Origin of the sequence: Corynebacterium sp. HMSC066C02, from assembly GCF_001814945.1 — a bacterium.
Classification (GTDB): Bacteria; Actinomycetota; Actinomycetes; order Mycobacteriales; family Mycobacteriaceae; genus Corynebacterium; species Corynebacterium aurimucosum.
The window spans coordinates 21,281-41,683 of the sequence record NZ_KV818463.1 but is presented as its reverse complement, the minus strand read 5'-3'; the positions used below and the strand labels follow the sequence as shown (position 1 = coordinate 41,683).

Below are 20,403 nucleotides of genomic sequence, written 5' to 3'. Positions count from 1 at the left end.
AGGTGAGCAGACGGAGGCGTACGTGTCCTGGTGGGCGCCCCGGTCTTCAAAACCGGTGAGGCCGAGTATCTCGGTCTGGCAGGTTCGATTCCTGTCCGTCTCCGCCATGAGCGCAGCTAGGAGGAACTTTGATGACTGACCCCCGCCGCTTCATCCCGAAGATGGATGAGATCCTCCAGTACCCGGCAGTGCGCACTGCGCAGGAGCGCAGTGCACCCCATAAGGTGCGCGCGATCATCGACGCCGTGCTTGCCGACGCCCGCTCCGGATCCCTCGACCCCACCCGTTTTCAGCAGGAGCTGGCCGACAGACTCGAAAGCGCACAGCCCTATTCCTTGCGCCGCGTCATCAATGCCACCGGTGTGATCATCCACACGAACTTGGGTAGGGCGCCATTGCCACCAGCCGCGGTGGATGCACTGGTGGCAGCAGCCGGCTATACGGACGTTGAGATGGACTTAGACAGCGGTCAGCGCTCGCGGGATAGGGGACGCGGCGCGGTCGAGGCTGTCCTGGCCGCCTGTCCCGGCGCGGAGGATGCGCTGGTGGTTAACAATGGAGCATCCGCGCTGCTGCTGGCGACCGCCGCCTTGGCCCCTGGCGAGGAGGTCATCATTTCCCGTGGCGAACTTATTGAGATTGGTGCGGGCTTCCGTCTGCCGGAGCTCATCGAGTCCACAGCCACCCGCTTGCGTGAGGTGGGCGCGACGAACCGAACTCACCTGGCGGACTATGAGCGGGCCTTGGGGGAGAACACCGGGGCGATACTCAAGGTGCATCCCTCCAACTTTGTGATCAGTGGCTTCACGTCTTCTGTGCCGGTTGCTGAGTTGCGTGCGCTTACGGATGTGCCACTCATCGTGGATATCGGATCCGGGTTGCTCGCTCCCGATGCGGTGCTGCCTGAGGAACCCTCGGCCAGCGTGGCTCTTCGAGATGGCGCAGACGTGGTGCTCTTTTCGGGGGATAAGCTTCTCGGCGGACCGCAAGCCGGGGTGCTTGTGGGAAAGAAGGAAGCGATCGCCGCGTGTAAGAAACATCCGCTGGCGAGGGCGGTGCGCATCGATAAGCTGCGGCTCAACGCCCTTGAGGCCTCCCTTGCCGCTCCTTCCAATGCCGTGCAGAATGCGCTGCACATCGACGCTCAGCGCCATCGCGAGCGCACCGAGAAGGTCGCTGCGGCGGTAGGCGGCGTGGTTGTCGAGCATGCCGGGCGTGTTGGTGGCGGCGGGGCGCCCGAGGTACCGCTGCCGGGCTGGGCTGTGGCGTTGCCAGAAGAGCTGGCCCGTCCGCTGCGGTTGGGCGAGCCTCCTGTGGTGGCGCGCGTGAACCAGGGCCGCTGCCTGGTGGATGTGCGCTGCGTGCCGGAGTCGCAGGACGCGGAGCTTATTGCTGCGATTCAGGCGGTGATGTAGGTGTACGTTGTGGCTACCGCCGGCCATGTCGACCACGGCAAGTCGAGCCTGGTCAAGGCATTGACGGGGATGGAGCCGGACCGCTGGGAGGAAGAGAAGCGGCGCGGCCTGACCATTGACTTGGGCTTCGTGTGGACGAAGCTTGACTCCGGCGCCGATGTGGCTTTTGTCGATGTGCCGGGGCATGAGAAGTTCCTGGGCAACATGCTGGCCGGGGTGGGGCCCGCGCCGGTGGTGCTCTTTGTGGTGGCGGCCGATGAAGGCTGGCAAGCGCAGTCTACTGACCACCGGGATGCCCTGCGCGCCGTGGGAATCGAGCACGGAGTGGTGGCGCTGAGCCGCGCGGACAGGGCAGATGCCGCCCGCCGCGCTGAGGTAGCCGCGCAGGTCAAGGCAGAACTGGCTGGAACAGCGCTTGCCGACGCCCCCATCGTCGACGTCTCCGCAAAGACCGGCGAGGGCGTGGGGACATTACGCACTGAGTTGGACCAGGTACTCGCCGCTATGCCCGCGCCTGATCCCCAGGCGCGCGTGCGGTTGTGGGTCGATCGCGGCTTTAGCGTGAAGGGTGCGGGCACCGTGGTGACAGGAACGCTGGCGGCGGGGACTGTCTCGGTGGGGGATGAGTTGGAGCTTCATGGGCAACGCGTGACGGTGCGCGGAGTGCACAGTGAAAACAAGTCGGTGGATAGCGCCGGTCCAGTCACGCGCGTGGCCCTCAACCTTCGCGGGGTGGCCGCCGACCAGGTTCATCGCGGGGATGCACTGCTGAGCCCTGGGGGCTGGCGGGCGCTCGAAACCGTGGATATTCGCCGCACCTTTGGTACTGAGATGGCTGAGCTTCCCCAGAACCTCGTGGTGCATATCGGCACCGCGGGCGTTGGTGCCCGTCTGCGGCCATTAGGAGGTGAGTTCGCGAGGTTGACACTGGAAAGCCCGCTATCTCTCACGCTGCTTGATAGGTTCGTGGTGCGCAGCCCCGGCGGGCGACATGTAGCGGCAGGCTTCGAAGTCGTGGACATGCACCCGGCCGCGCTGAGTAGGCGCGGTGCTGCGAAGAAGCGCGCAGCTGAGCTAGAAGCCTTAGAGCCGACCAACCCGTCCGAGTGGCTCAAGCGCTGCGGCTACGCTTCGCGCGACGACCTCCTGCGCGATGGCTTTTCGGTGGAGGAAAAGCCGGCAGGGGTCATTGTTTTCCGCGAGTGGTGGATTGCCGCCCGCCAGGTAACCGCGTGGAAGAATGCCCTCGTTGAGGCAGTGGAAGCACATGCTGCGGCGAACCCGCTGTCCCCGGGGCTGACGAAGGCAGCGGCCATGGACACCCTGAACCTGTCGGAGCCGGCCCTGCTGGGGTTGGCGGTAGCGGCAGCCAAGCTCGAATCAGTAGATGGTGTGCTGCGCGTTCCCGGCAAGACCGTCGACCTTGGCCCTGCAGAGAAGGCAGTAGCTGAGCTCGAGCAACGCCTGCGCGCTGAGCCCTTCGCTGCCCCGGAGGCTGCTGACCTCAAGGAATGGGGACTGGGCCCCAAGGAGCTCGCCGCCGCCGAGCGCGCCGGGCGCCTGCTCCGCCTGGCCAAGGGCGTTGTGCTTCTGCCTTCAGCTCCGCGTGCGGCTTTCGATGTGGTGGCACAATTGGAACAGCCCTTCACCCTCTCGGCGGCACGTCAGGCCCTGGCCACGACGCGCCGGGTTGCCATCCCACTGTTGGAGCACCTCGATGCCACCGGCGCGACCCGCCTGGTCGAAGGTAAGCGCTTCGTGTGTGGGCCAAGGGAAAGAGCACCAAAGTAAAGGCACCATTTGCGGGCGGGTTTCAGAGAAATCCCAGGTCAATGAATTAGTGCAAGCGCATAAGGTGCCAGTTAAAAGGTGTCTTTAGGGGACGTGAAGGTACGCGAGCCGGTGGGCAGTGGTGAGGCAAGGGGATCCGCAGGCGTGGTGAACTCCCAGTCGGCATCAGGGTCGAGTGCCGGCGGGATGGCGGGATTGTTTGGGTCGACCGGCAGCGGCGGGACCACAGGTGCGAAGAGCTCGGCAGACTGAGCCGGGGCAGCAGGGTCTTCGGGGGCGAGGGGAAGGTCCACTGCGATGCGGCCCGCAGCAGCATAAGCCCGAGCGACCAGGGAAGCACCTGATTGGGAGGCGGCCGCGAATGCGGTGGCCAGCGCCGGGGTATCGGAGAGCTCCGCGCACGGGCCGAGGACGAGGTTGTCGTGGGTGGCGAGGACGGTGTCGTCGAGAAGCGCAAGCGTCACGAAGAGCTGTTCGGTTCCCATCTCGCGCAGCTGATGTGTAGTGAGCTCTCCCTCCGCGACACGAACGAGAGCGCCGTGCCCACCGCTGAGCAGGGCAGTACCCGCTGGCTGATTGTTCGCGGGAATCATCCACGGGTCGAGCCCCAGAGCAACGGCCACCTCCACCTCACCGTCCACGATCTCGACGGTCGCATGTGTTGCTGCATTCATCGCCGCTGTGCGCAGCCGGTTCAGCGCTGGATACTCAGCGGACTCTTCGTCATCGAGCGCACCGAGAAAACCGAAATCCGAGCGGACGCGCCAGCCACCCGTAGTGGGGTCGGGGAGCAAGGAAACGTCGACGAGCGCAGGCTGCTGCGCCAACCCCGGAATGCTCAACGCGGTAGAAAAGTTGACGTGCTCAAGAATCGCGACGTGCTCGACACCAAAATAGGACGGAGCCAGCGGATACAGCACCATGGTTGCGACAGTCACCTCGTGAGTCAGATGGGAAGCGATGGACTCCTTCCAAGCTTACGCAGAGGCCGGGTTAGACACGCTATAGTTTCCCACTATGGACTTAGCTACCATTGCCTTCGCTTTCAGCCTTGTGCTGCTGTCGGGCTTGTCGACGTCCATCGGAGGCGCCCTGGCCGTCGGAAAGCGGGAGCCAGGCCCGAAGTTCATGGCCACTGCTTTGGGGCTGTCTGCGGGCGTAATGCTCTACGTCTCCTTCATGGAAATCCTGCCGGAGGCCCTGAAGAAGCTAGAAAGCACCCTCGGGGACGAAGCTCGCGCCACCTGGACGATGATGGCGGCATTCTTCGCGGGTATTGCGATCATTGCCATCATTGACCGCCTTGTGCCCGAGGAGATTAACCCGCACGAGCCGGCCACCACCGAGGAGGACGCGCGGCGCAAACGGCTGATGAAGACCGGCATCTTTACCGCCTTCGCGCTGGCCATCCACAACTTCCCGGAAGGCTTTGCCACGTTTCTCTCAGGCCTCGAAGCCCCGGAGATCGCTATCCCCGTCGCCGTGGCGATCGCCACCACAATATCCCCGAAGGTATTGCGGTCGCAGTGCCCCTGCGCAGCGCGACGGGCTCACGCAAGAAAGCCTTCTGGTGGGCCACGCTATCTGGCTTGGCAGAGCCCCTCGGCGCTCTCATTGGCTTCGCGCTGCTGATGCCATTTATCGGGCCGATGACTTTCGGCATCAGCTTTGCCGTCATCGCCGGCATCATGGTGTTCATCTCCTTGGATGAGCTTTTGCCCACGGCGGAGGAGACCGGAGAACACCACTGTGCCATCTACGGACTGATCGCCGGGATGGCGGTCATGGCCGTCTCCCTCGCGCTGTTTATCTAAGGTCTATTTCACGCGCTCGGCGGTGGCCTTGACCGCCATGATGATGGTGACGATAACGGCGCCCAGAATAAAGCCGCACAACATCGACAAGCCGGTGTCCGCCAACCAGGCGAGGGCACCGTTGTTGATGCTCTCGGTCACGTGGTGGATAAAGCCACAAGGCTGTTCGGCGCCGAATTCGCTCAGACCCTTGACCACAATGTGGCCGCCGACCCACAGCATGGCGGCGGTGCCGATGATGCCGATGATCTTGAGCACAATCGGCATGCCCTTCACCAAGGCGGTGCCCAGGGCGGAGTCACCATCGTGACGCTTGAGCAGGGCGACGCCGATGTCATCCATCTTGACTAGCAGCCCGACGGCGCCATAGACGCCCAACGTGAGGAGGACACCAACGGTGACCAAGGCGCCGAGGCGCAGCCAGAAGGGCTGATCAATGACCTCGTTGAGGGAGATCACCATGATCTCGGCGGAGAGGATGAGGTCGGTGGTGATAGCGGATTTCACCAGGGAGTCCTCGGCATCGGGGCCCTTTTCTTCCACGGTCTGTTCGTCCTTATCACCGCGGTGAAGGACAGCATGGAAGATCTTCTCTGCGCCCTCGAAGCACAGGTAAGCACCACCGCACATGAGGATAGGGGTGAGCGCCCACGGCGCGATCCACGACAGAATGAGCGCAATCGGCAGGATGATGACGAGCTTGTTGATGAGCGAGCCCTTGGTGATGCGCCAAATCATGGGCAGCTCACGCTGCGGCTTGACGCCCTGGACATATTGGGGCGTGACAGCGGCGTCGTCGACAACGACCCCGGCGGCTTTCACCGAAGTCTTTCCGGCCAATGCTGCCACGTCGTCGACGCTGGAGGCAGCGGAGCGGGCGATCAGGGCGACGTCGTCAAGCAGGGCAAAGAGACCACCGGCCATGGCTCACATCCTTTTAAGGTGGGGGAGAAGTACTCACCCTAGGTTACTCGGCGGGAACGAGCTCCACATTTTCTGCCCAAGTAAGGTCCATTCCCAGCGTGCGCAACCAATTCATGGCGTCATCGCCGTAGCGCGTGATGCCTTCGACGGCGGTCAGGGTCCGCTCCATGGCGCGCTCGGCCTCCTCGGCACTGATGAGGCCGTTGGAGGTGGCGGCGGCTAGCTCGTCAATATCGAGTACATCGACTGGCTCGCCAGAGGTGGAGACCAAGTCGACGTAGAGATCGCGGGTGGTCCACACGTCCCCGTCAATATCGATATCGGCAACGTCGATGTAGAAGTCCTGGTGCACATCGACGCCCTCGCGGAAGTGGAAGATGTTGGCGCGCAAGCCAAGGTCCGGCAGCAGCCAAGACTCGAGGTAGCCGAAGCGCGGGTGATTAGCGCCGCGGGCCATGTAGAGGCCAAAGTCGGTGACCCGGTAGGTGTCTACCTCGCGCTCGAAACCTTTCGGGTCGACGTTGATGTTGTCGGTGGTATTAAAGGTTTCTTGCTTGACTGGGTGCAGGTCTGTGCTCATTAGTTCACCTCGAGGTAAGCCGCGGTAGGTGGGAAGGAACACGAGGATTCAGCAGTGTTGACTGCGCCGGAGAGGACCGCCACGACGGTACCCTTGCCAGTCGTGGCACGGCCCGAGACCGTGGTTGGCCCATCGGTGTTGATGCCATTGTTGAACAGGGGAGTGGTGCCAAACTGGAAGGTGTCCAGGTTGAACCACTGAACGCGCATGGCGCCCTGCTCTTCCGCGGCGGTCGGGGTGCCCAGCGCGGTGAAGAGGAAGACGGTTTCGCCTTCACCTGCACCTGGGGCCGGCATATCGGTCGGGCCAGGCACAGCGATGGCGGAACCCACCGAATCGCCCTGCCCGCCGATGCACTGCGCGGAGACCGTGGGCCAGTAGAACTGGCGGAAGCCGGGGTTATTTCCCTCCGGCATGGCAACGCCGCCTTCGCCGCCTTCACCGGCGGTGAAATTAAGGGCGGTGAGGATGGCGCTGCGGGCTTCCTGCGGGATCCATGGCTGTGCCGCGAAAGCACGAACGCGCTCCTGCGTCTCCGGGGTGGGACGGCCGAGGCTGTCCAACGGGTTGCTGCTCTGTGGGATATTCACGAGCGAGGAGAGGTCGGGGGCGCCGGCGTTTGCGGGCGTGATGCTGAGTAGGCCCATCATCACGGCAGCAGTGAGTCCGGCGACGCCACGACGGGCGGAGCGGGAAGAGTGCTGTTCGGAAAAGGCCATGGAAAATCCTTGTGTGTGGGTGGGGGCGTGACGGCAGAAACTAAATCACATGCGTCACAATAGTATCTGCAGCCACAATATTCACTTTTTTGATGTAGTCAACTCTCAATAGAGGTCTACTGTGCGGTATGTCGGCTGTTGATATCAATTCGTTACATCTCGTAGCGCTCTGCGGGATCACGCGCGATGCTGCACATCAAAGAGCTAGAGAGTATATTTAAGGGCCGTTCACATCGCTAACGCATCATGCTTTAAGGAGCACCCCACACGTGAGTAATACTGAGTTCCGTAACGTAGCCATCGTCGCGCACGTTGACCACGGTAAAACCACCCTCGTCAACGGCATGCTGGAGCAGTCCGGCGCTTTCGGCGACCATGGCGAACACTCGGATCGCGTCATGGACTCCAATGATCAGGAGCGCGAGCGCGGCATCACCATTCTGGCGAAGAACACCGCCATCCACCGCAAGGGCCTGGGCAAGGACGGCGGGGATCTCATCATCAACGTCATCGACACCCCGGGCCACGCCGACTTCGGCGGCGAGGTGGAGCGCGGTATCTCGATGGTCGACGGTGTTGTGCTGCTTGTCGACGCCTCCGAAGGCCCCCTCCCGCAGACCCGCTTCGTGCTCACCAAGGCTCTGGAGGCGAAGCTGCCGGTCATCATTTGCGTCAACAAGACCGACCGCCCGGATGCCCGCATCGATGAGGTCGTCACCGAAGCGCAAGATCTCCTGCTAGAAATCGCCGCCGGCCTCGAGGATGAGGAAGCTGCTGCGGCCGCTGAGGAGCTGCTGGATCTCCCGGTCCTCTACACCTCCGGCCGCGAGGGCAAGGCCTCAACCGAAAACCCGGGCAACGGCAACGTCCCGAACGCTGATGATCTGCAGGCGCTTTTCGACGTCATCTATGACGTCCTCCCTGAGCCCTCCGCCAAGGTCGACGCCCCGCTGCAGGCGCACGTGACCAATCTGGACTCCGATGACTTCCTCGGCCGTATCGCCCTGCTGCGCATCTACTCTGGCACCATCAAGAAGGGCCAGCAGGTGGCCTGGATGCACTACGACGAGGAAGGGGAGATGCACACCAAGACCGTCAAGGTGGCAGAGCTCCTGCGCACCGTTGGCTTCCAGCGCCAGCCGGATACCGAGGCCATCGCGGGTGACATCGTGGCTATCTCCGGTATCTCCGACATCATGATCGGTGACACCATCGCGGACGTGGAGAACCCGGAGCCGCTGCCGCGCATCAAGGTCGACGAGCCGGCTATTTCCATGACCATCGGCGTCAACACCTCCCCGATGGCAGGCCAGGGCGGCGGCGATAAGCTCACTGCCCGCATGGTCAAGGCTCGCTTGGACCAGGAGCTCATCGGTAACGTCTCCCTCAAGGTGCTGCCGACAGAGCGCCCGGATGCTTGGGAGGTTCAGGGCCGCGGCGAGATGGCCTTGTCCGTGCTCATCGAGAACATGCGCCGTGAGGGTTTCGAGTTGACCGTCGGCAAGCCGCAGGTGGTCACCCAGGTCATCGACGGAAAGACGATGGAGCCGTACGAGATGCTCACCATCGATTCCCCCTCCGAGCACCAGGGCGCTATTACCCAGTTGCTGGCCACCCGCAAGGGCCAAATGCAGTCCATGGATGTCCGCGAGGGCGACTGGGTCCGCATGGTTTTCCGCGTCCCCGCCCGCGGCCTTATCGGCTTCCGCACTCAGTTCATGACGGAGACTCGCGGCTCTGGTATCGCCAACTCCATCTCCGATGGTCTCGATGTTTGGGCTGGCGATATCAAGGCACGCCCGACGGGCTCGCTGGTGGCCGACCGTTCCGGCCAGATCACCGCCTACGCTCTGCAGCAGTTGGCGGACCGTGGTGACTTCTTCGTGGAGCCGGGCATGGAGGCCTACGAAGGCATGGTTGTCGGCGCCAATAACCGTGATGAGGATATGGATATCAACATCACCAAGGAAAAGAAGCTGACCAACATGCGCTCCGCTACCGCGGATGCCACCGTCACCCTCGCCAAGGCTCGGACCCTGTCCCTGGAAGAGGCGCTGGAGTTCTGTGGCACCGACGAGTGCGTCGAGGTCGGCCCGAACGTCCTGCGCGTGCGCAAGGTCGAGCTGTCCTCCACCGAACGCAAGCGTGCGGCCGCCCGCGCTAAGCAGCTCAACAAGTAACCACTGGGGATGCGTGGGGCGTCGTCAAGCGCCGCCCCAGGGTGGTAAAGAAGTACTTTCCGGAATTTGAGGTTGTGTGGAGTGGACCGTTTCCTGCCTCGGCTCGGCGTTATCCTCGCAGCCGCCCTGCTGACGGCCTGCCAGGCTAACCCTGGCCCGCCGCCGGTGGTGGACGAGGATGATCGCAGCGCCACTCCAACGAATTCCAGCACCACCGCCCCGCCACCTGAGGCAGCGCCCGAAGAGGACCTTCTGCCGAAGCGCAGCACCGTGGCCATCGGGGTTGACCCGCTGCGCGGCGGCCTCAACCCGCACCTCGTGGCAAATAATTCTGAGCTGGTCAACCAGATTGCGGAGCTAGTGCTGCCCTCTGCGTTCCACGGCACCGAGATGGACACGGATGTCCTGGAATCTGCCGAGGAGATCGAAGCCCCCGAAGGCGTTGCGATGCGTGTGCGCTATACCATCGCCGCGCCATCCCAATGGTCTGATGGCACGCCGATCAGTGGTTCCGACTTTAACTATTTGTGGTCCCAGATAACTCGCACCCCGGGGGCTAAGAATGTTTCTGGCTATCGGGCGATCTCGGCTGTGCGGACCTCCGGCAATGGGCGGGTGGTGACCGTGGACTTCGACCACCGCGTCGAAGACTGGCACAAACTTTTTGCCCATCTTTTGCCCTCCCACCTTCTAGAAGACAGGGATTTCGCCTCAGTGCTGGCCGACGGGATCCCCGCCTCTGCTGGGCGTTACCTCGTGGAAAGCATGGACCGCGGGCGAGGAATCATCACGCTTAATCGCAATGACCGTTTCTGGGGAGAAAATCCCGCGAACATCGACGTCATCCAGCTGCGTGCGGTTCGCGATACCGCGCAAGCGGTGAATATGTTGCGCTCGCGGCAGATCGGTTTTGCTGATTTCACCCCGCAACAGACCACCCTGGAGAGCCTGAGCCTGCTCAGCAATGTCAATACCGGTGTGGTGACACGGCAACGCCAGCTCCGCTTGGAAATGTCCACTGCGGAGGGCGCTCTCAACGAGCAGCCCCAGCGCCGCGCATTGGCTTCGCTTCTCGATACCGACCAGATTGCTCGCTTGGCCACCGGCCGTGCCTCAGAGCTGGAGCCTGGGAACAACCCCTTTGACAGTAACGCGGAGCTCGCCCCACTGCGGGAGCGGGCGGGACGCAAGCCCGTGCGCATCGGTGTGGATCCTCAAAATCCCACGGCCTTGGCGGCAGCCACCACCATTGTGGACGTGCTGCAAGCCAAGGCTATTGACGCGGAGGTCGTCACCGAACGCCTGACTACAATTACCTCGGATCTGCTTCCGGCGGGCAAGGTTGATGCCGTGGTGGCGTGGGATGAGAACGGCAGGGATGCGATAACCTTGGCCAATTACTTCGTGTGCGCAACGCCGACGCGCCCAGCGGCAACGCTGTCGGGATTCTGCCCAGAAAATTCCGCAGAGTCAGCCCTTGACATTCTTTCAGGCGAACTGGATTCCGAGGCCGCCGAAGAGCGGGTAGAGCACCTCAACAAGGAAGAAGTGCTCTTCATCCCGCTGCTCAATGAGGTGCGAGTCCACGCTTTGGGCAAGGGTATTGTTGGCCCCGGACAAAGCATTAAGGACTGGGATTCCGGTCTGATTAGCGCACCGCAGTGGAGGAAAGACGATGATTAAGGATCTCGCGGGCTACCGCGTCGTGGCTGTTCACGCTCACCCGGATGATGAGGTGCTCTTTACCGGCGGCACGCTGGCGGACTTGTCCGCGCGCGGCGCGCAGGTCACCGTGATTACCGCAACGCTGGGTGAGGAAGGCGAGATCATCGGCGAGCCTTACCAAGGCCTGGCAGAAACCGATCAGCTGGGAGGTTTCCGTGCTTGGGAGCTCAAGCACGCGCTCGACGCGTTAGGGGTCGAGGGCATTCAGCTGGGCGGATTTGGGCACTTCCGTGATTCCGGGATGGAAGGCTCGCCCGCTCACGAGAATCCGCGGGCCCTGGTGAACCGTGTGGACGAGGCCGCAGATTTATTGCGTAGCCACCTTGCTGCGCTGCGACCACACGCGGTGTTGACTTATGGTCCGGACGGCGGCTACGGGCACCCCGACCATATCGCCGTACACAAGGCCGTGCATGCGGCTGCCGAGCCGGAGCAGCGGATCTGGTGGGCCGTCTTCGAGCGCACCGCGCACTATCGCGGCCTCGAGGCTGTCACACCTCCCGAGAGCTGGAGCCTGCCGGACAAGGAGTACCTGGACAACTTCACCAACGCTGGCTGCGATATCACTTACGAGCTCACTGACGCGGCTCTCAGCGCCAAGCGTGCGGCGATGCTGGCCCACGCCACGCAGATCTGGCTTGCCGACGGCTCCCTCACCACCGTCAACCCGCACGCCGCCCAGGCAGGGCTCAAGGATCCCGCGGAGGTTCCCGCAGCCTATGCCTTGTCAAACTTGCTCACCATGCCTCTGCTGCGTCAAGAGTTCTACCAATTGGGACAGGGTGAACCACAGGATTCATTGCTGGGGGAGAAATGACCGAGCGCGCCATTCGCACTGATTTCTCCCGCGGCGAGCAGGTAGGGGGCCTAGTGTGGCTCGTCTTAGGCGCACTCTGCTCGCTGACTCTCGAGGTGGTTTATCTCACTGCTCGTCTGCCGTGGCCCGGCGAGTCCGGGATGGCCTTTCCCATCACCATCCTCATTGCATTCTGGTTCAACGGAGTGTTGACTCGCACAGCCCGCCTGTGGAGTGAGAATCCCTACATCGCCGGTGTGCCCGGGCTGGCGTGGGTGGGAGGATTTCTCGCGTTCATGCTGGGAGCCGCCATCGGTGACGGTAGCCTGCTGCCCAATAATATTCTCAGCCTGCTGCTGTTCGCCGCGGGAATCGCGGGTAGCGTTTGGCCATTTTTCGCCTCGGAGTAGCATACTGTTAGTCGTAGAAAACCCGTGACGCACAGGAGTTTAAACACCTTATGACTTACACCATCGCGCAGCCTTGCGTCGACATAATGGACCGCGGCTGCGTTGAGGAATGCCCTGTTGACTGCATCTACGAGGGCAAGCGCATGCTCTACATCCACCCGGATGAGTGCGTGGATTGCGGCGCCTGCGAGCCGGCTTGCCCGGTGGAGGCCATCTTCTACGAGGATGATGTCCCGGATGAGTGGCTGGATTACAACGACGCCAACGCCGCCTTCTTCGATGACCTCGGCTCCCCGGGCGGTGCAGCTGCACTCGGCCCGCAGGACTTTGACGTGCCGATGATCTCTGCGCTCCCGCCCCAGAACCAGGAGTAGAACATGAGCCGCACGCCGCTTGGACACACACTCCCGGATTTTCCGTGGAACTCGCTCGCCGGCGCCAAGGAGAAGGCCCAGGCGCACCCAGACGGGATCGTTGACCTATCAATTGGCAACCCCGTTGATCCGGTCGCCCCTGGCGTGCAGTTAGCACTGTCCGCAGCGGCCGAGGCTCCCGGTTACCCACAGACCCAGGGCACCCCGGAGCTGCGGGAGGCCATCGCGAAGGCGCTGCAGCGCCGCTACAACATGAATGTGGACGCGGTGCTGCCGGTCATCGGCACCAAGGAGGCCATCGCCTGGCTGCCCACTTTGCTGGGCATGCGTGGCGAGACCGTAGCTTTCCCGACGGTGGCCTATCCCACCTATGAAGTCGGTGCGCTCTTGGCCGGTGCTAAGCCCCTGCGTGCGGACGATGACTTCGAAGACGCCTCGCTGGTGTTCATCAACTCGCCGTCGAACCCGACGGGCAAGGTGTTGGGCGTCGAGAAGCTGCGTGAGATCGTCGCTTGGGCGCGCGAGAACAATGCCATCGTGGCCTCAGATGAGTGCTACATGGGCTTGGGCTGGGATGATGAGAACCCGCCGGTGTCCATCCTGGATCCGCGCGTGACCGATGGGGACAATACGGGGCTTATCGCCATGCATTCGCTGTCCAAGAGCGCGAACATGGCGTCCTACCGCGCGGGCTTCTTCGCGGGCGATGCCAAGCTCATCGCGGAGCTATTGGAGCTGCGCAAGCACGCAGGGCTCATCGTGCCGGGCCCCATTCAGGCGGCCATGGTTGCCGCGCTTGACGAAGACCCCTCCGAAGCCCTCCAGCGCCAGCGCTACGCCGCGCGCCGTGTAGAACTCATGCGCGCACTGACCGGCGCGGGCTTTAGAATCGAGCACTCCGAGGCTGGGCTCTACCTGTGGGCAACCCGTGGTGAGAACTGCCGCGAGACCGTTGACTGGCTGGCCGAGCGCGGCATCCTCGTGGCGCCGGGTGATTTCTACGGCCCAGCGGGCGAGCAGTACGTACGCATCGGCCTGAACGGCACCGATGAGCGGATTGCCGCAGCCGTCGCGCGCTTGGCTGAGTAAGTGGTCTTTCGCCCGCCGGCGCGGGAGGGGATTAGCCCGCGCAAGGTGATGCTCACCGGCATCGTGCCCGCCACTCCTACCTATTGGGCAGGTGAGGCGGGCGATTCCGCGTTTTCGCCTGGTGCCCGCTTAGAACCTGGCACTGTGCTTCCCGGTCCAACGCTGGCGTGGTATCACCCTCCGGCGCCTGCCGAAGAACCTATTCCCTTTGACTATCGCGTGGTGTATGAGGATGGGGACCTGATAGTCGTCGACAAGCCGCACTTTTTGCCTACGACGTCGAATGGGCGCATCGTGCGCGAGACCCTCCAGACCCGCCTGCGCGTGGACTATGGGGAGGACTCTATTGTGCCGCTGCACCGGCTGGACCGATTGACATCGGGGTTGGTGCTGTGTTCGCGTAATTCGCGCACGCGCGCTGCGTACCAGCAGCTTTTTCAGGAGCGGGCGGTGGTGAAGCACTACCGTGCTCGGGTGGCCGCGCCCTTCTCCTTCGACGGCACGGTGCGGCTGGGCATGCGGCGGGTGCGGGGCGAGCGCCAGGTCCGCGTGGATCCTTCCGGCACGCCTACAGTGACTCGGGTGCGCGTTCGGGGAACGGTGGTCGATGTCTGGCCGCTGACCGGGCACACCCACCAGATTCGCGTGGTGCTCAATCACCTGGGCCATCCGATCGTGGGGGATGATACCTATCCGGTGGATCGCGGGTTGTCCCTCTATGACTTTTCAACGCCGCTGCAGCTTTCCCACATTGCGATGAGCTTTAAGGACCCGCTTTCGGGCGAGAAGCGTGAGTTTAAGCTGTGAGATTGGGCGCTATTGCGGCGCGCATTTTAGTTTGCGCTGAGCGACGGACTAAACTTGTACGAAGTTTTATTCATCATAATTGAGCATTTTGTACGAAGGGCGTGTCCATGGCGGATCTGAGCTTTGCTCGCTTTGCCTCGAATCTTGGCCAGTTCATCAAGTTTGGTCTGGTCGGCGGCTCGGGCGCGTTGGTCAACATCGCGACCTCTATCGTGGCTGCGAAATGCGGTTTGGCCTGGTTTGGCGCTACGCCGCATGACGCGATGTTCAATCTCTTCGGCACACAGTTCCACGTGCGTTGGTTCATGCTCTTTTCCACGATTGCCTTCCTCGTGGCGAATACCTGGAATTACCAGCTCAACCGCATGTGGACGTTCAAGTCCGTCAACAAGGTGTCCTGGCTACGTGGCTTTTTCCCGTTCCTCATCACGGGTATCGGCGCCTACCTGGTCACGCTCGCGGTGCAGTACCTGCTGATGAATCCGACCTCGCCGCTGCAGTTGCCGCCGCATATTTTCGATGACTCGACGGGCTTCCGCACGATGTACTACTGGGCCAATGCCATTTCCATCGTGGTGGCGATGCCGATTAACTTCATCTTCAATAAGCTGTGGACCTTCCGCTCGAAGCCCAAGGCACCGGTCGTGGTCCACGAGACCGAGCCGGCTTAATATCGGCCCTTCGCCCCGCCCTTCCGCCCTGCCTGCCCTTCCGCCAACCCGCTTGCCCTTCCGCAGTGCACCTGCCCCGCGCCTGCCCTTCGCGCTCACCAGCGTTGGCCGCCGGGGACTTTTACATGCTGCGGTGAGCGGGAAGGGGGGCGTCGGCAAGCAATGCTCCCTTCGCGCTCACCGGGAACCTGGCGTGGAGGCGTGCCATCGCGCTGGTGAGCGCTTAGGGATGGAAGCTGGAGGCCCGCCCTTCGCGCTCACCAGCGTCTAAAAGAATCGCTAGTTCCCGCACACGGTGAGCGTGAAGGGAGATGGCAGCGGAACCGGTGCCAGCGGCGCAGCAGGTACTAATGTTTCGGCAGGTGGGAGGATCATAGCTGCGGGTTAGTGCGGTAGTCGCCTGATTCTCCCTTTGCGCTCACCAGCGCCTGTAAAAACGAGAACCCGCCGTCCGCGGTGAGCGCGAAGGGCGGGAAGGGGATAGGCCGCGCAGTGCGGTCTAATCGTCGAGCTCGGCGTCGAGGCGGGCTTGGTCTCGACGGTGTTGATAGCGGCGGATGAAGGGTGCGAGGATGAGGACGGTGATAGCGCCAACTGCGGCGCCGGCTAGATAAGCGGAGGGAATGTGGCCGTCAGCTGGTGCATAGGCGTTGAATGTGGTACCCGCGATCATCGCGATTATCGGTATGAAGTAAATCGCCATCGCGGACCAATTACGGCCGACAAGCGGAGCGGCAACGCGTTTGCGCAGCCACGTAGTTCCGATGGTATTTCCTAAGACAGAAGGCACGATGACGAGGAAGCACAGCATGCTCATCTTCCCAGGTAGAACCCAAGCGAGGATGGCTGCGGTGACGAGCTCGAGGAACTGTGCAGGCGTCGCAGAGATGGCGTAGGCCTTGTAGAAAGTCTCGCGCTCGAATTCATCGTGGGAGGCGCGCTCGATCTCGTTGAGGGTGTAGTTGGCTAGGGCGTTAATCATGTTGTTCATCTCCAAAGATTTCTTCGACGGTTTTTCCTAGTTCGCGGCAAATGTCGAGTGCTAGGTGCACAGAGGGGGAGTAGTTGCCGCGTTCGATATTGGCGATAGTTTGGCGGGAAACGCCGGCCCTTTCAGCAAGATCGGCTTGAGACATCTCGAGCCAGCGCCGCCATTTGCGGACCATATTGTGATGCTCGGCCATCTGGTCTCCTTTACGGTGTGTCGTGCTTGCGTGACCAAGTGTAAAGAATTCTTGTCATAAATTCAAGAGTTACATACACAAGTGCCATGTCCAATAGGGTTTCGTCACCACAGCCGGCAACGTCGGATTCCGTCCTTTGAGCTGCTCAAGCATGGTTTTGATGAGTAGAACGGCGTCGTCGAGGTGGTAGCGGATATCGTCAGCAGTAAAGCGCAAAACCGTATACCCATGAGCTACTGCTGCGTTCTGTTTCGAGCGATCTGCCTGAAACGCACGACTATGTTTGTGGTGCTCCCAGCCGTCGACCTCCACGATGAGTTTGCCAATCTTCAGGTCAAAGCGGTAGCCCGCAATGAGCGCGTTGTGCTCAGGAAAGATTCCGTCTGCGCTAAGGCCTCGACTGAGCTGGCGCTCCGGCACGCTGTCCGTACCGATGGGCGTGCGGCATATCGTCTCTTTCAAACGCCGAGGGACCCGACGCATTCTCCGCCGGTCATTGTCCAAACGCTCAGGGCCAGTCTTGCCGCGATAATATTCTTCCAGCAGTTGTCTGCAGTTAGCGGCCATACGACGAGCTGCCCACAGCACCTGAACAACAGGCAGGCCATTTACCTTTGCAGTAGCCGCCAGGCGTGAATGTGTCACCCGAAAATTCTTGCCCTTGAGCGTGCGCGGACCTTCGGCTTCCAGTGGAAAGGTCAGCTTCCTCCCCAAGTGAATCTCCTGCGCGGTCTTGCCCGTGAAATGTATTCGACTGAGCCCGTGCGCCAGAGCCCGCGCCACAGCTAGCGGCGACCACTCGTCGCTATAAATCCCACGGTGCACGCGAAAGAGCGTCCCCGCGCGAAGCTTCCGCCTGATTGCCTCCTTGCTCAAGCCTTGCGCGCGAAGCTCCGCGGTCGTCCATGCCTTCATGAAGCTCAAGGTATGCAGTGCTTAACGACGTGTCGACGGTCAATTTCCCGCCTGTGGATAACTCAGCCCCGAGACGCTGATTTCGCCGGTAAAGGTTGTCGTGTCCGCAATTTAGGTAGTTTTACTTCCCTTAAAACCTCTTCGCGCTCACAGGCAGCCTTGGACAGGCTGCCCGATCGATGTCGGTGAGCGCGAAGGATCGGGAGGGGCATTGGATATGATGGCTTCGGGGCCGCGTACCCTTCGCGCTCACGAGGAGGCCTCGGCCGTTGTGCTAGCCATCGTTGGTGAGCGCGAAGGGGTGGAGCTGCGGTGTGAAGGCGCGTGCTTAGGGGATTATTCACGCGCTATGCCCTTCGCGGCCACGGGGGAGCGGGGAAGCAGCGCGACGTCGTGCGCCGGTGAGCGCGAAGGGAAGGAGGGGCCGGTAGTGAGGCGCAGCGCGAGGGGGAGAGGGGCGGTGCGAAGGGTGTGGGCCGGCTAGCGGGCCTCGAGCTCCTCGGCCGTGGGCAGGGGTAGGCGAGACGTCGGGGCAATCCCGCGGACCTTGGCGTTGATGACACCTGCAACTGCGAGTACCGCGAACATGGTGGCGGCGGAGAAGAGTTGGATGCGGGCTGAGGCGTCGCTAAACATGAGCACCGCGATGGCTGCGAAGAGAGCTAACGCGAACCACGTGAGGTACGGGTAGGCCCACATTCGCACCGGCAGCGGGTGGATGGCCTCGAGCTGCGGACGCAAGCGCAGCTGGCTCACCGCGATGAACACCCACACGATAAGCAGCGAGGCTCCAGCGGCATTGAGCATGAAGGACAGCAGCCACCCGGTATCCGCATAGTTCAGGATGACCATCACCGCGGAAAGAATGACAGACAACGCGATGGCCGCAGTCGGGACGCCGCGGCGGTCGGTGGCGGCAAAGAGCTTGGGCGCCTCACCGCGGGAGGCCAGCGAGTGCATCATGCGCGAAGAAGCGTAAATCTGCGCGTTGAAAGCGGAAAGCAGTGCGAGAACGATGACTACTTCCATGATGGCTGCCGCGCCTGGGATTCCCGCGCGGTCCAAGACCATGGTGAACGGCGACTCGGCGGCCGACTGCGCGGAGCCGAGCGAGGAATAGGGCAGGAGAAAGGTGATGACGAGGACAGAGCCCAGGTAGAACACCGAAATGCGGGTAATTGTAGTGCGCACGGCGTTGACGAGGGATTTCTCGGGATCCTCGGATTCCGCCGCAGCGATGGCGACGACCTCGATGCCACCGAAGGCGAAAGCTACGGCGAGCAGGCCGGCGGCCACACCACCGAGGCCGTTGGGCATGAAGCCGTCGGCAAGAAAGACAGATGTGCCGATGAAGGTATGGCCGGGAAGCAGTCCGAAAATCAATAGTGCGCCGATAATGAGGAAAGCAATGATGACGGCAACCTTAATGAAGGCGAACCAGTACTCGAACTCGCCGAACAAGCGCACGCGCAAAAGGTTGATGGTTCCGAAGAGTGCCACGCAGATGGCAGCGGGGATCCAGGGCGGGCAGTTAAACCACGCGCCGATGAATCCGGCGGCGCCGGTGATTTCCGCGCCAAGGACAGCGACGGTGGCGAGCCAGTAAATCCAGCCCTGCGTAAAGCCTGCCCAGCGGCCGATGCCGTGCTCCGCGTATTCGGAAAAGGAGCCGGATGCGGGGATGACCGTGCCCATCTCACCGAGCATCTGCATGACTAGGATGGCAAGGAAACCAGCGATGAGGTAGGCCAAAAGGACCGCGGGGCCAGCGGCAGAAATGCCTACACCGGTGCCTAAGAAAAGGCCAGCGCCAATGGTGGAGCCCAGCCCCATCATGGTCAGGTGGCGGACCTTCAAGCCGCTGCCGAGTGAGCGAGAGGAGGAATCGTTTTGAGCAGTCACCTTTAGCATTCTAGGCCGCGGCTGTCGGCGGTAGGGCATCGAGGGGTGCCCGTGGCGCAGGGACGTGGGCGAGGGAATGAATCTGGGATCACGAAAGGCCCCCGCAGAAACGGGGGCCTCAAGCAGCAGCGCTTAGTTCTTGTGCAGGTCCTCGTTGAGAGCCACAGCCTCAGACTTCCAATCGACGGCCTCGACGGCGCCGGTCACGGAGTTGCGGCGCAGCAGCACGCCGGAAACACCAGAGAGCTTGGAACCCTTGATGGTGTCGCCCTCAGACAGGCCTAGGGCCGCCGCGATCTTGCCAAAGACGGCAATCTTGGTGCCGGCGGTGACGTAGAGGCCGGCTTCGACGACGGCGTCGTCGCCAAGCGAAATGCCCACGCCGGAGTTCGCGCCGAGCAGGCAGCGCTCACCGATGGAGATGACCTCCTTGCCGCCACCGGACAGGGTGCCCATGATGGAGGCGCCGCCGCCGATATCGGAGCCATCGCCCACGACGACGCCTGCGGAAATACGGCCCTCGACCATGGAGGCGCCCAGGGTGCCGGCGTTGAAGTTGACGAAGCCCTCGTGCATCACGGTCGTGCCCTCAGCCAAGTGGGCGCCTAGGCGAACGCGGTCCGCGTCACCAATGCGCACGCCGGAGGGGACAACGTAGTCCACCATGCGCGGGAACTTATCGACGGAGTAGACGACGACCGGGCCGCGGGAAGCGAGGCGGCCGCGGACCATCTGGAAATCGGCAACCGCGCAGGGGCCGTAGTTGGTCCACACGACGTTGGCCAGCTTGCCGAAGATCCCGTCTACGTTCAGGCCGTGAGGCTTGACTGCGCGGTGGGAGAGCAGGTGCAGGCGCAGGTAGGCGTCGTAGGTGTCGGCGGGAGCCTCGTCCAGATCCTTGATGGAGGTCTCCACCGCGATGCGGGCGACGCCGCGCTCTTCGTCAGGGCCCACCAGATCAGCGAATTGCTGCGGAACCTCCTCCAAGCGCTCGGTGCCGCTGGCTTCTACAGAGATATCGGTGTGAACTGCGGGGAACCAGACGTCCAGGACGGTGCCGTCGTGGGTAATGGTTGCCAGGCCGCGTGCGGATGCTGAAGTCATAGG

General features: G+C 62.5%; 19 protein-coding genes, 1 tRNA gene and 1 pseudogene. 12 read left to right on the top strand and 9 right to left on the bottom strand.

Annotation, left to right across the window (positions count from 1 at the left end; all coding sequences use genetic code 11):
* Window positions 1–12 precede the first annotated feature (12 nt).
* The 3 genes from HMPREF2996_RS08275 to selB all read left to right on the top strand — a co-directional run bounded on the left by HMPREF2996_RS08275 (window position 13) and on the right by selB (window position 3,206).
* Window positions 13–107 (top strand) — tRNA-Sec (locus tag HMPREF2996_RS08275).
* 24 nt (window positions 108–131) lie between these two features.
* Window positions 132–1,415, top strand: coding sequence for an L-seryl-tRNA(Sec) selenium transferase (selA, locus tag HMPREF2996_RS08270; protein ID WP_210384592.1), 1,284 nt, complete (start codon window positions 132–134; stop codon window positions 1,413–1,415).
* The gene (selB, locus tag HMPREF2996_RS08265; protein WP_070446976.1) at window positions 1,416–3,206 is read left to right on the top strand and encodes a selenocysteine-specific translation elongation factor; all 1,791 of its coding nucleotides are present in this window, start codon (window positions 1,416–1,418) and stop codon (window positions 3,204–3,206) included.
* A 71-nt stretch (window positions 3,207–3,277) separates the two neighbouring features.
* Here the strand turns inward: selB and HMPREF2996_RS08260 are convergent, their stop codons facing one another.
* Window positions 3,278–4,144, bottom strand: coding sequence for a hypothetical protein (locus HMPREF2996_RS08260; RefSeq protein WP_246815664.1), 867 nt, complete (start codon window positions 4,142–4,144; stop codon window positions 3,278–3,280).
* Between the two features lie 79 nt (window positions 4,145–4,223).
* Between HMPREF2996_RS08260 and zupT the strand changes: the two are divergent.
* Window positions 4,224–5,020, top strand: a pseudogene (gene zupT / locus HMPREF2996_RS08255) (zinc transporter ZupT).
* Between the two features lie 3 nt (window positions 5,021–5,023).
* Here the strand turns inward: zupT and HMPREF2996_RS08250 are convergent.
* Genes HMPREF2996_RS08250 through HMPREF2996_RS08240 form a run of 3 tightly spaced genes read right to left on the bottom strand, consistent with a single transcriptional unit; the run spans window position 5,024 to window position 7,243 of the window.
* Window positions 5,024–5,944: a DUF808 domain-containing protein gene (locus HMPREF2996_RS08250; RefSeq protein WP_070730926.1), complete on the bottom strand. Its 921-nt coding sequence runs from the start codon at window positions 5,942–5,944 to the stop codon at window positions 5,024–5,026.
* A 43-nt stretch (window positions 5,945–5,987) separates the two neighbouring features.
* On the bottom strand, window positions 5,988–6,524 hold the full coding sequence (locus tag HMPREF2996_RS08245) for a ribonuclease FAU-1 family protein (RefSeq protein ID WP_070645292.1): 537 nt from the start codon (window positions 6,522–6,524) through the stop codon (window positions 5,988–5,990).
* Entirely contained in the window at window positions 6,524–7,243 is a 720-nt protein-coding gene (locus tag HMPREF2996_RS08240; protein ID WP_070711768.1) for an Rv1157c family protein, read from the bottom strand. The genes HMPREF2996_RS08245 and HMPREF2996_RS08240 overlap by 1 nt, the downstream gene beginning before the upstream one ends.
* A 269-nt stretch (window positions 7,244–7,512) precedes the next feature.
* On the opposite strand from HMPREF2996_RS08240, the gene typA reads away from it, so the two are divergent.
* The 8 genes from typA to HMPREF2996_RS08200 all read left to right on the top strand — a co-directional run bounded on the left by typA (window position 7,513) and on the right by HMPREF2996_RS08200 (window position 15,295).
* Complete coding sequence (typA, locus tag HMPREF2996_RS08235) at window positions 7,513–9,423, top strand: translational GTPase TypA (protein WP_070711771.1); 1,911 nt, start codon at window positions 7,513–7,515, stop codon at window positions 9,421–9,423.
* Window positions 9,424–9,504: 81 nt separating this feature from the next.
* A complete protein-coding gene (locus HMPREF2996_RS08230) occupies window positions 9,505–11,106 on the top strand; it encodes an ABC transporter family substrate-binding protein (RefSeq protein WP_070443196.1) in 1,602 nt (533 codons plus the stop codon).
* Window positions 11,102–11,965: a PIG-L family deacetylase gene (locus HMPREF2996_RS08225; RefSeq protein WP_070731146.1), complete on the top strand. Its 864-nt coding sequence runs from the start codon at window positions 11,102–11,104 to the stop codon at window positions 11,963–11,965. Before HMPREF2996_RS08230 ends, HMPREF2996_RS08225 begins: the two co-directional genes overlap by 5 nt.
* Window positions 11,962–12,354, top strand: a complete 393-nt coding sequence (locus HMPREF2996_RS08220) for a hypothetical protein (RefSeq protein ID WP_070645286.1) — start codon at window positions 11,962–11,964, stop codon at window positions 12,352–12,354. Before HMPREF2996_RS08225 ends, HMPREF2996_RS08220 begins: the two co-directional genes overlap by 4 nt.
* 50 nt (window positions 12,355–12,404) lie before the next feature.
* Window positions 12,405–12,728, top strand: coding sequence for a ferredoxin (gene fdxA, locus HMPREF2996_RS08215; RefSeq protein ID WP_070730924.1), 324 nt, complete (start codon window positions 12,405–12,407; stop codon window positions 12,726–12,728).
* A gap of 3 nt (window positions 12,729–12,731) precedes the next feature.
* Window positions 12,732–13,817: a succinyldiaminopimelate transaminase gene (gene dapC, locus HMPREF2996_RS08210; protein ID WP_070730922.1), complete on the top strand. Its 1,086-nt coding sequence runs from the start codon at window positions 12,732–12,734 to the stop codon at window positions 13,815–13,817.
* Window positions 13,818–14,624 carry a pseudouridine synthase gene (locus HMPREF2996_RS08205; RefSeq protein WP_070730920.1) on the top strand — a complete coding sequence of 269 codons (807 nt, stop codon included), beginning with the start codon at window positions 13,818–13,820 and terminating at the stop codon, window positions 14,622–14,624.
* Between the two features lie 107 nt (window positions 14,625–14,731).
* The gene (locus HMPREF2996_RS08200; protein WP_070730918.1) at window positions 14,732–15,295 is read left to right on the top strand and encodes a GtrA family protein; all 564 of its coding nucleotides are present in this window, start codon (window positions 14,732–14,734) and stop codon (window positions 15,293–15,295) included.
* Window positions 15,296–15,794: 499 nt separating this feature from the next.
* Here the strand turns inward: HMPREF2996_RS08200 and HMPREF2996_RS08195 are convergent, their stop codons facing one another.
* The 5 genes from HMPREF2996_RS08195 to dapD all read right to left on the bottom strand — a co-directional run bounded on the left by HMPREF2996_RS08195 (window position 15,795) and on the right by dapD (window position 20,400).
* Entirely contained in the window at window positions 15,795–16,277 is a 483-nt protein-coding gene (locus tag HMPREF2996_RS08195) for a hypothetical protein (RefSeq protein ID WP_070730915.1), read from the bottom strand.
* Window positions 16,270–16,479 carry a helix-turn-helix transcriptional regulator gene (locus tag HMPREF2996_RS12895; protein ID WP_070730913.1) on the bottom strand — a complete coding sequence of 70 codons (210 nt, stop codon included), beginning with the start codon at window positions 16,477–16,479 and terminating at the stop codon, window positions 16,270–16,272. The genes HMPREF2996_RS08195 and HMPREF2996_RS12895 overlap by 8 nt, the downstream gene beginning before the upstream one ends.
* Window positions 16,480–16,548: 69 nt before the next feature.
* The gene (locus HMPREF2996_RS08185; RefSeq protein WP_070730912.1) at window positions 16,549–17,394 is read right to left on the bottom strand and encodes a type IV toxin-antitoxin system AbiEi family antitoxin domain-containing protein; all 846 of its coding nucleotides are present in this window, start codon (window positions 17,392–17,394) and stop codon (window positions 16,549–16,551) included.
* 480 nt (window positions 17,395–17,874) lie between these two features.
* Window positions 17,875–19,305: an amino acid permease gene (locus HMPREF2996_RS08175; protein WP_070730908.1), complete on the bottom strand. Its 1,431-nt coding sequence runs from the start codon at window positions 19,303–19,305 to the stop codon at window positions 17,875–17,877.
* A gap of 123 nt (window positions 19,306–19,428) precedes the next feature.
* Window positions 19,429–20,400 carry a 2,3,4,5-tetrahydropyridine-2,6-dicarboxylate N-succinyltransferase gene (gene dapD, locus HMPREF2996_RS08170; protein ID WP_070443173.1) on the bottom strand — a complete coding sequence of 324 codons (972 nt, stop codon included), beginning with the start codon at window positions 20,398–20,400 and terminating at the stop codon, window positions 19,429–19,431.
* Between the last annotated feature and the right edge of the window lie 3 nt (window positions 20,401–20,403).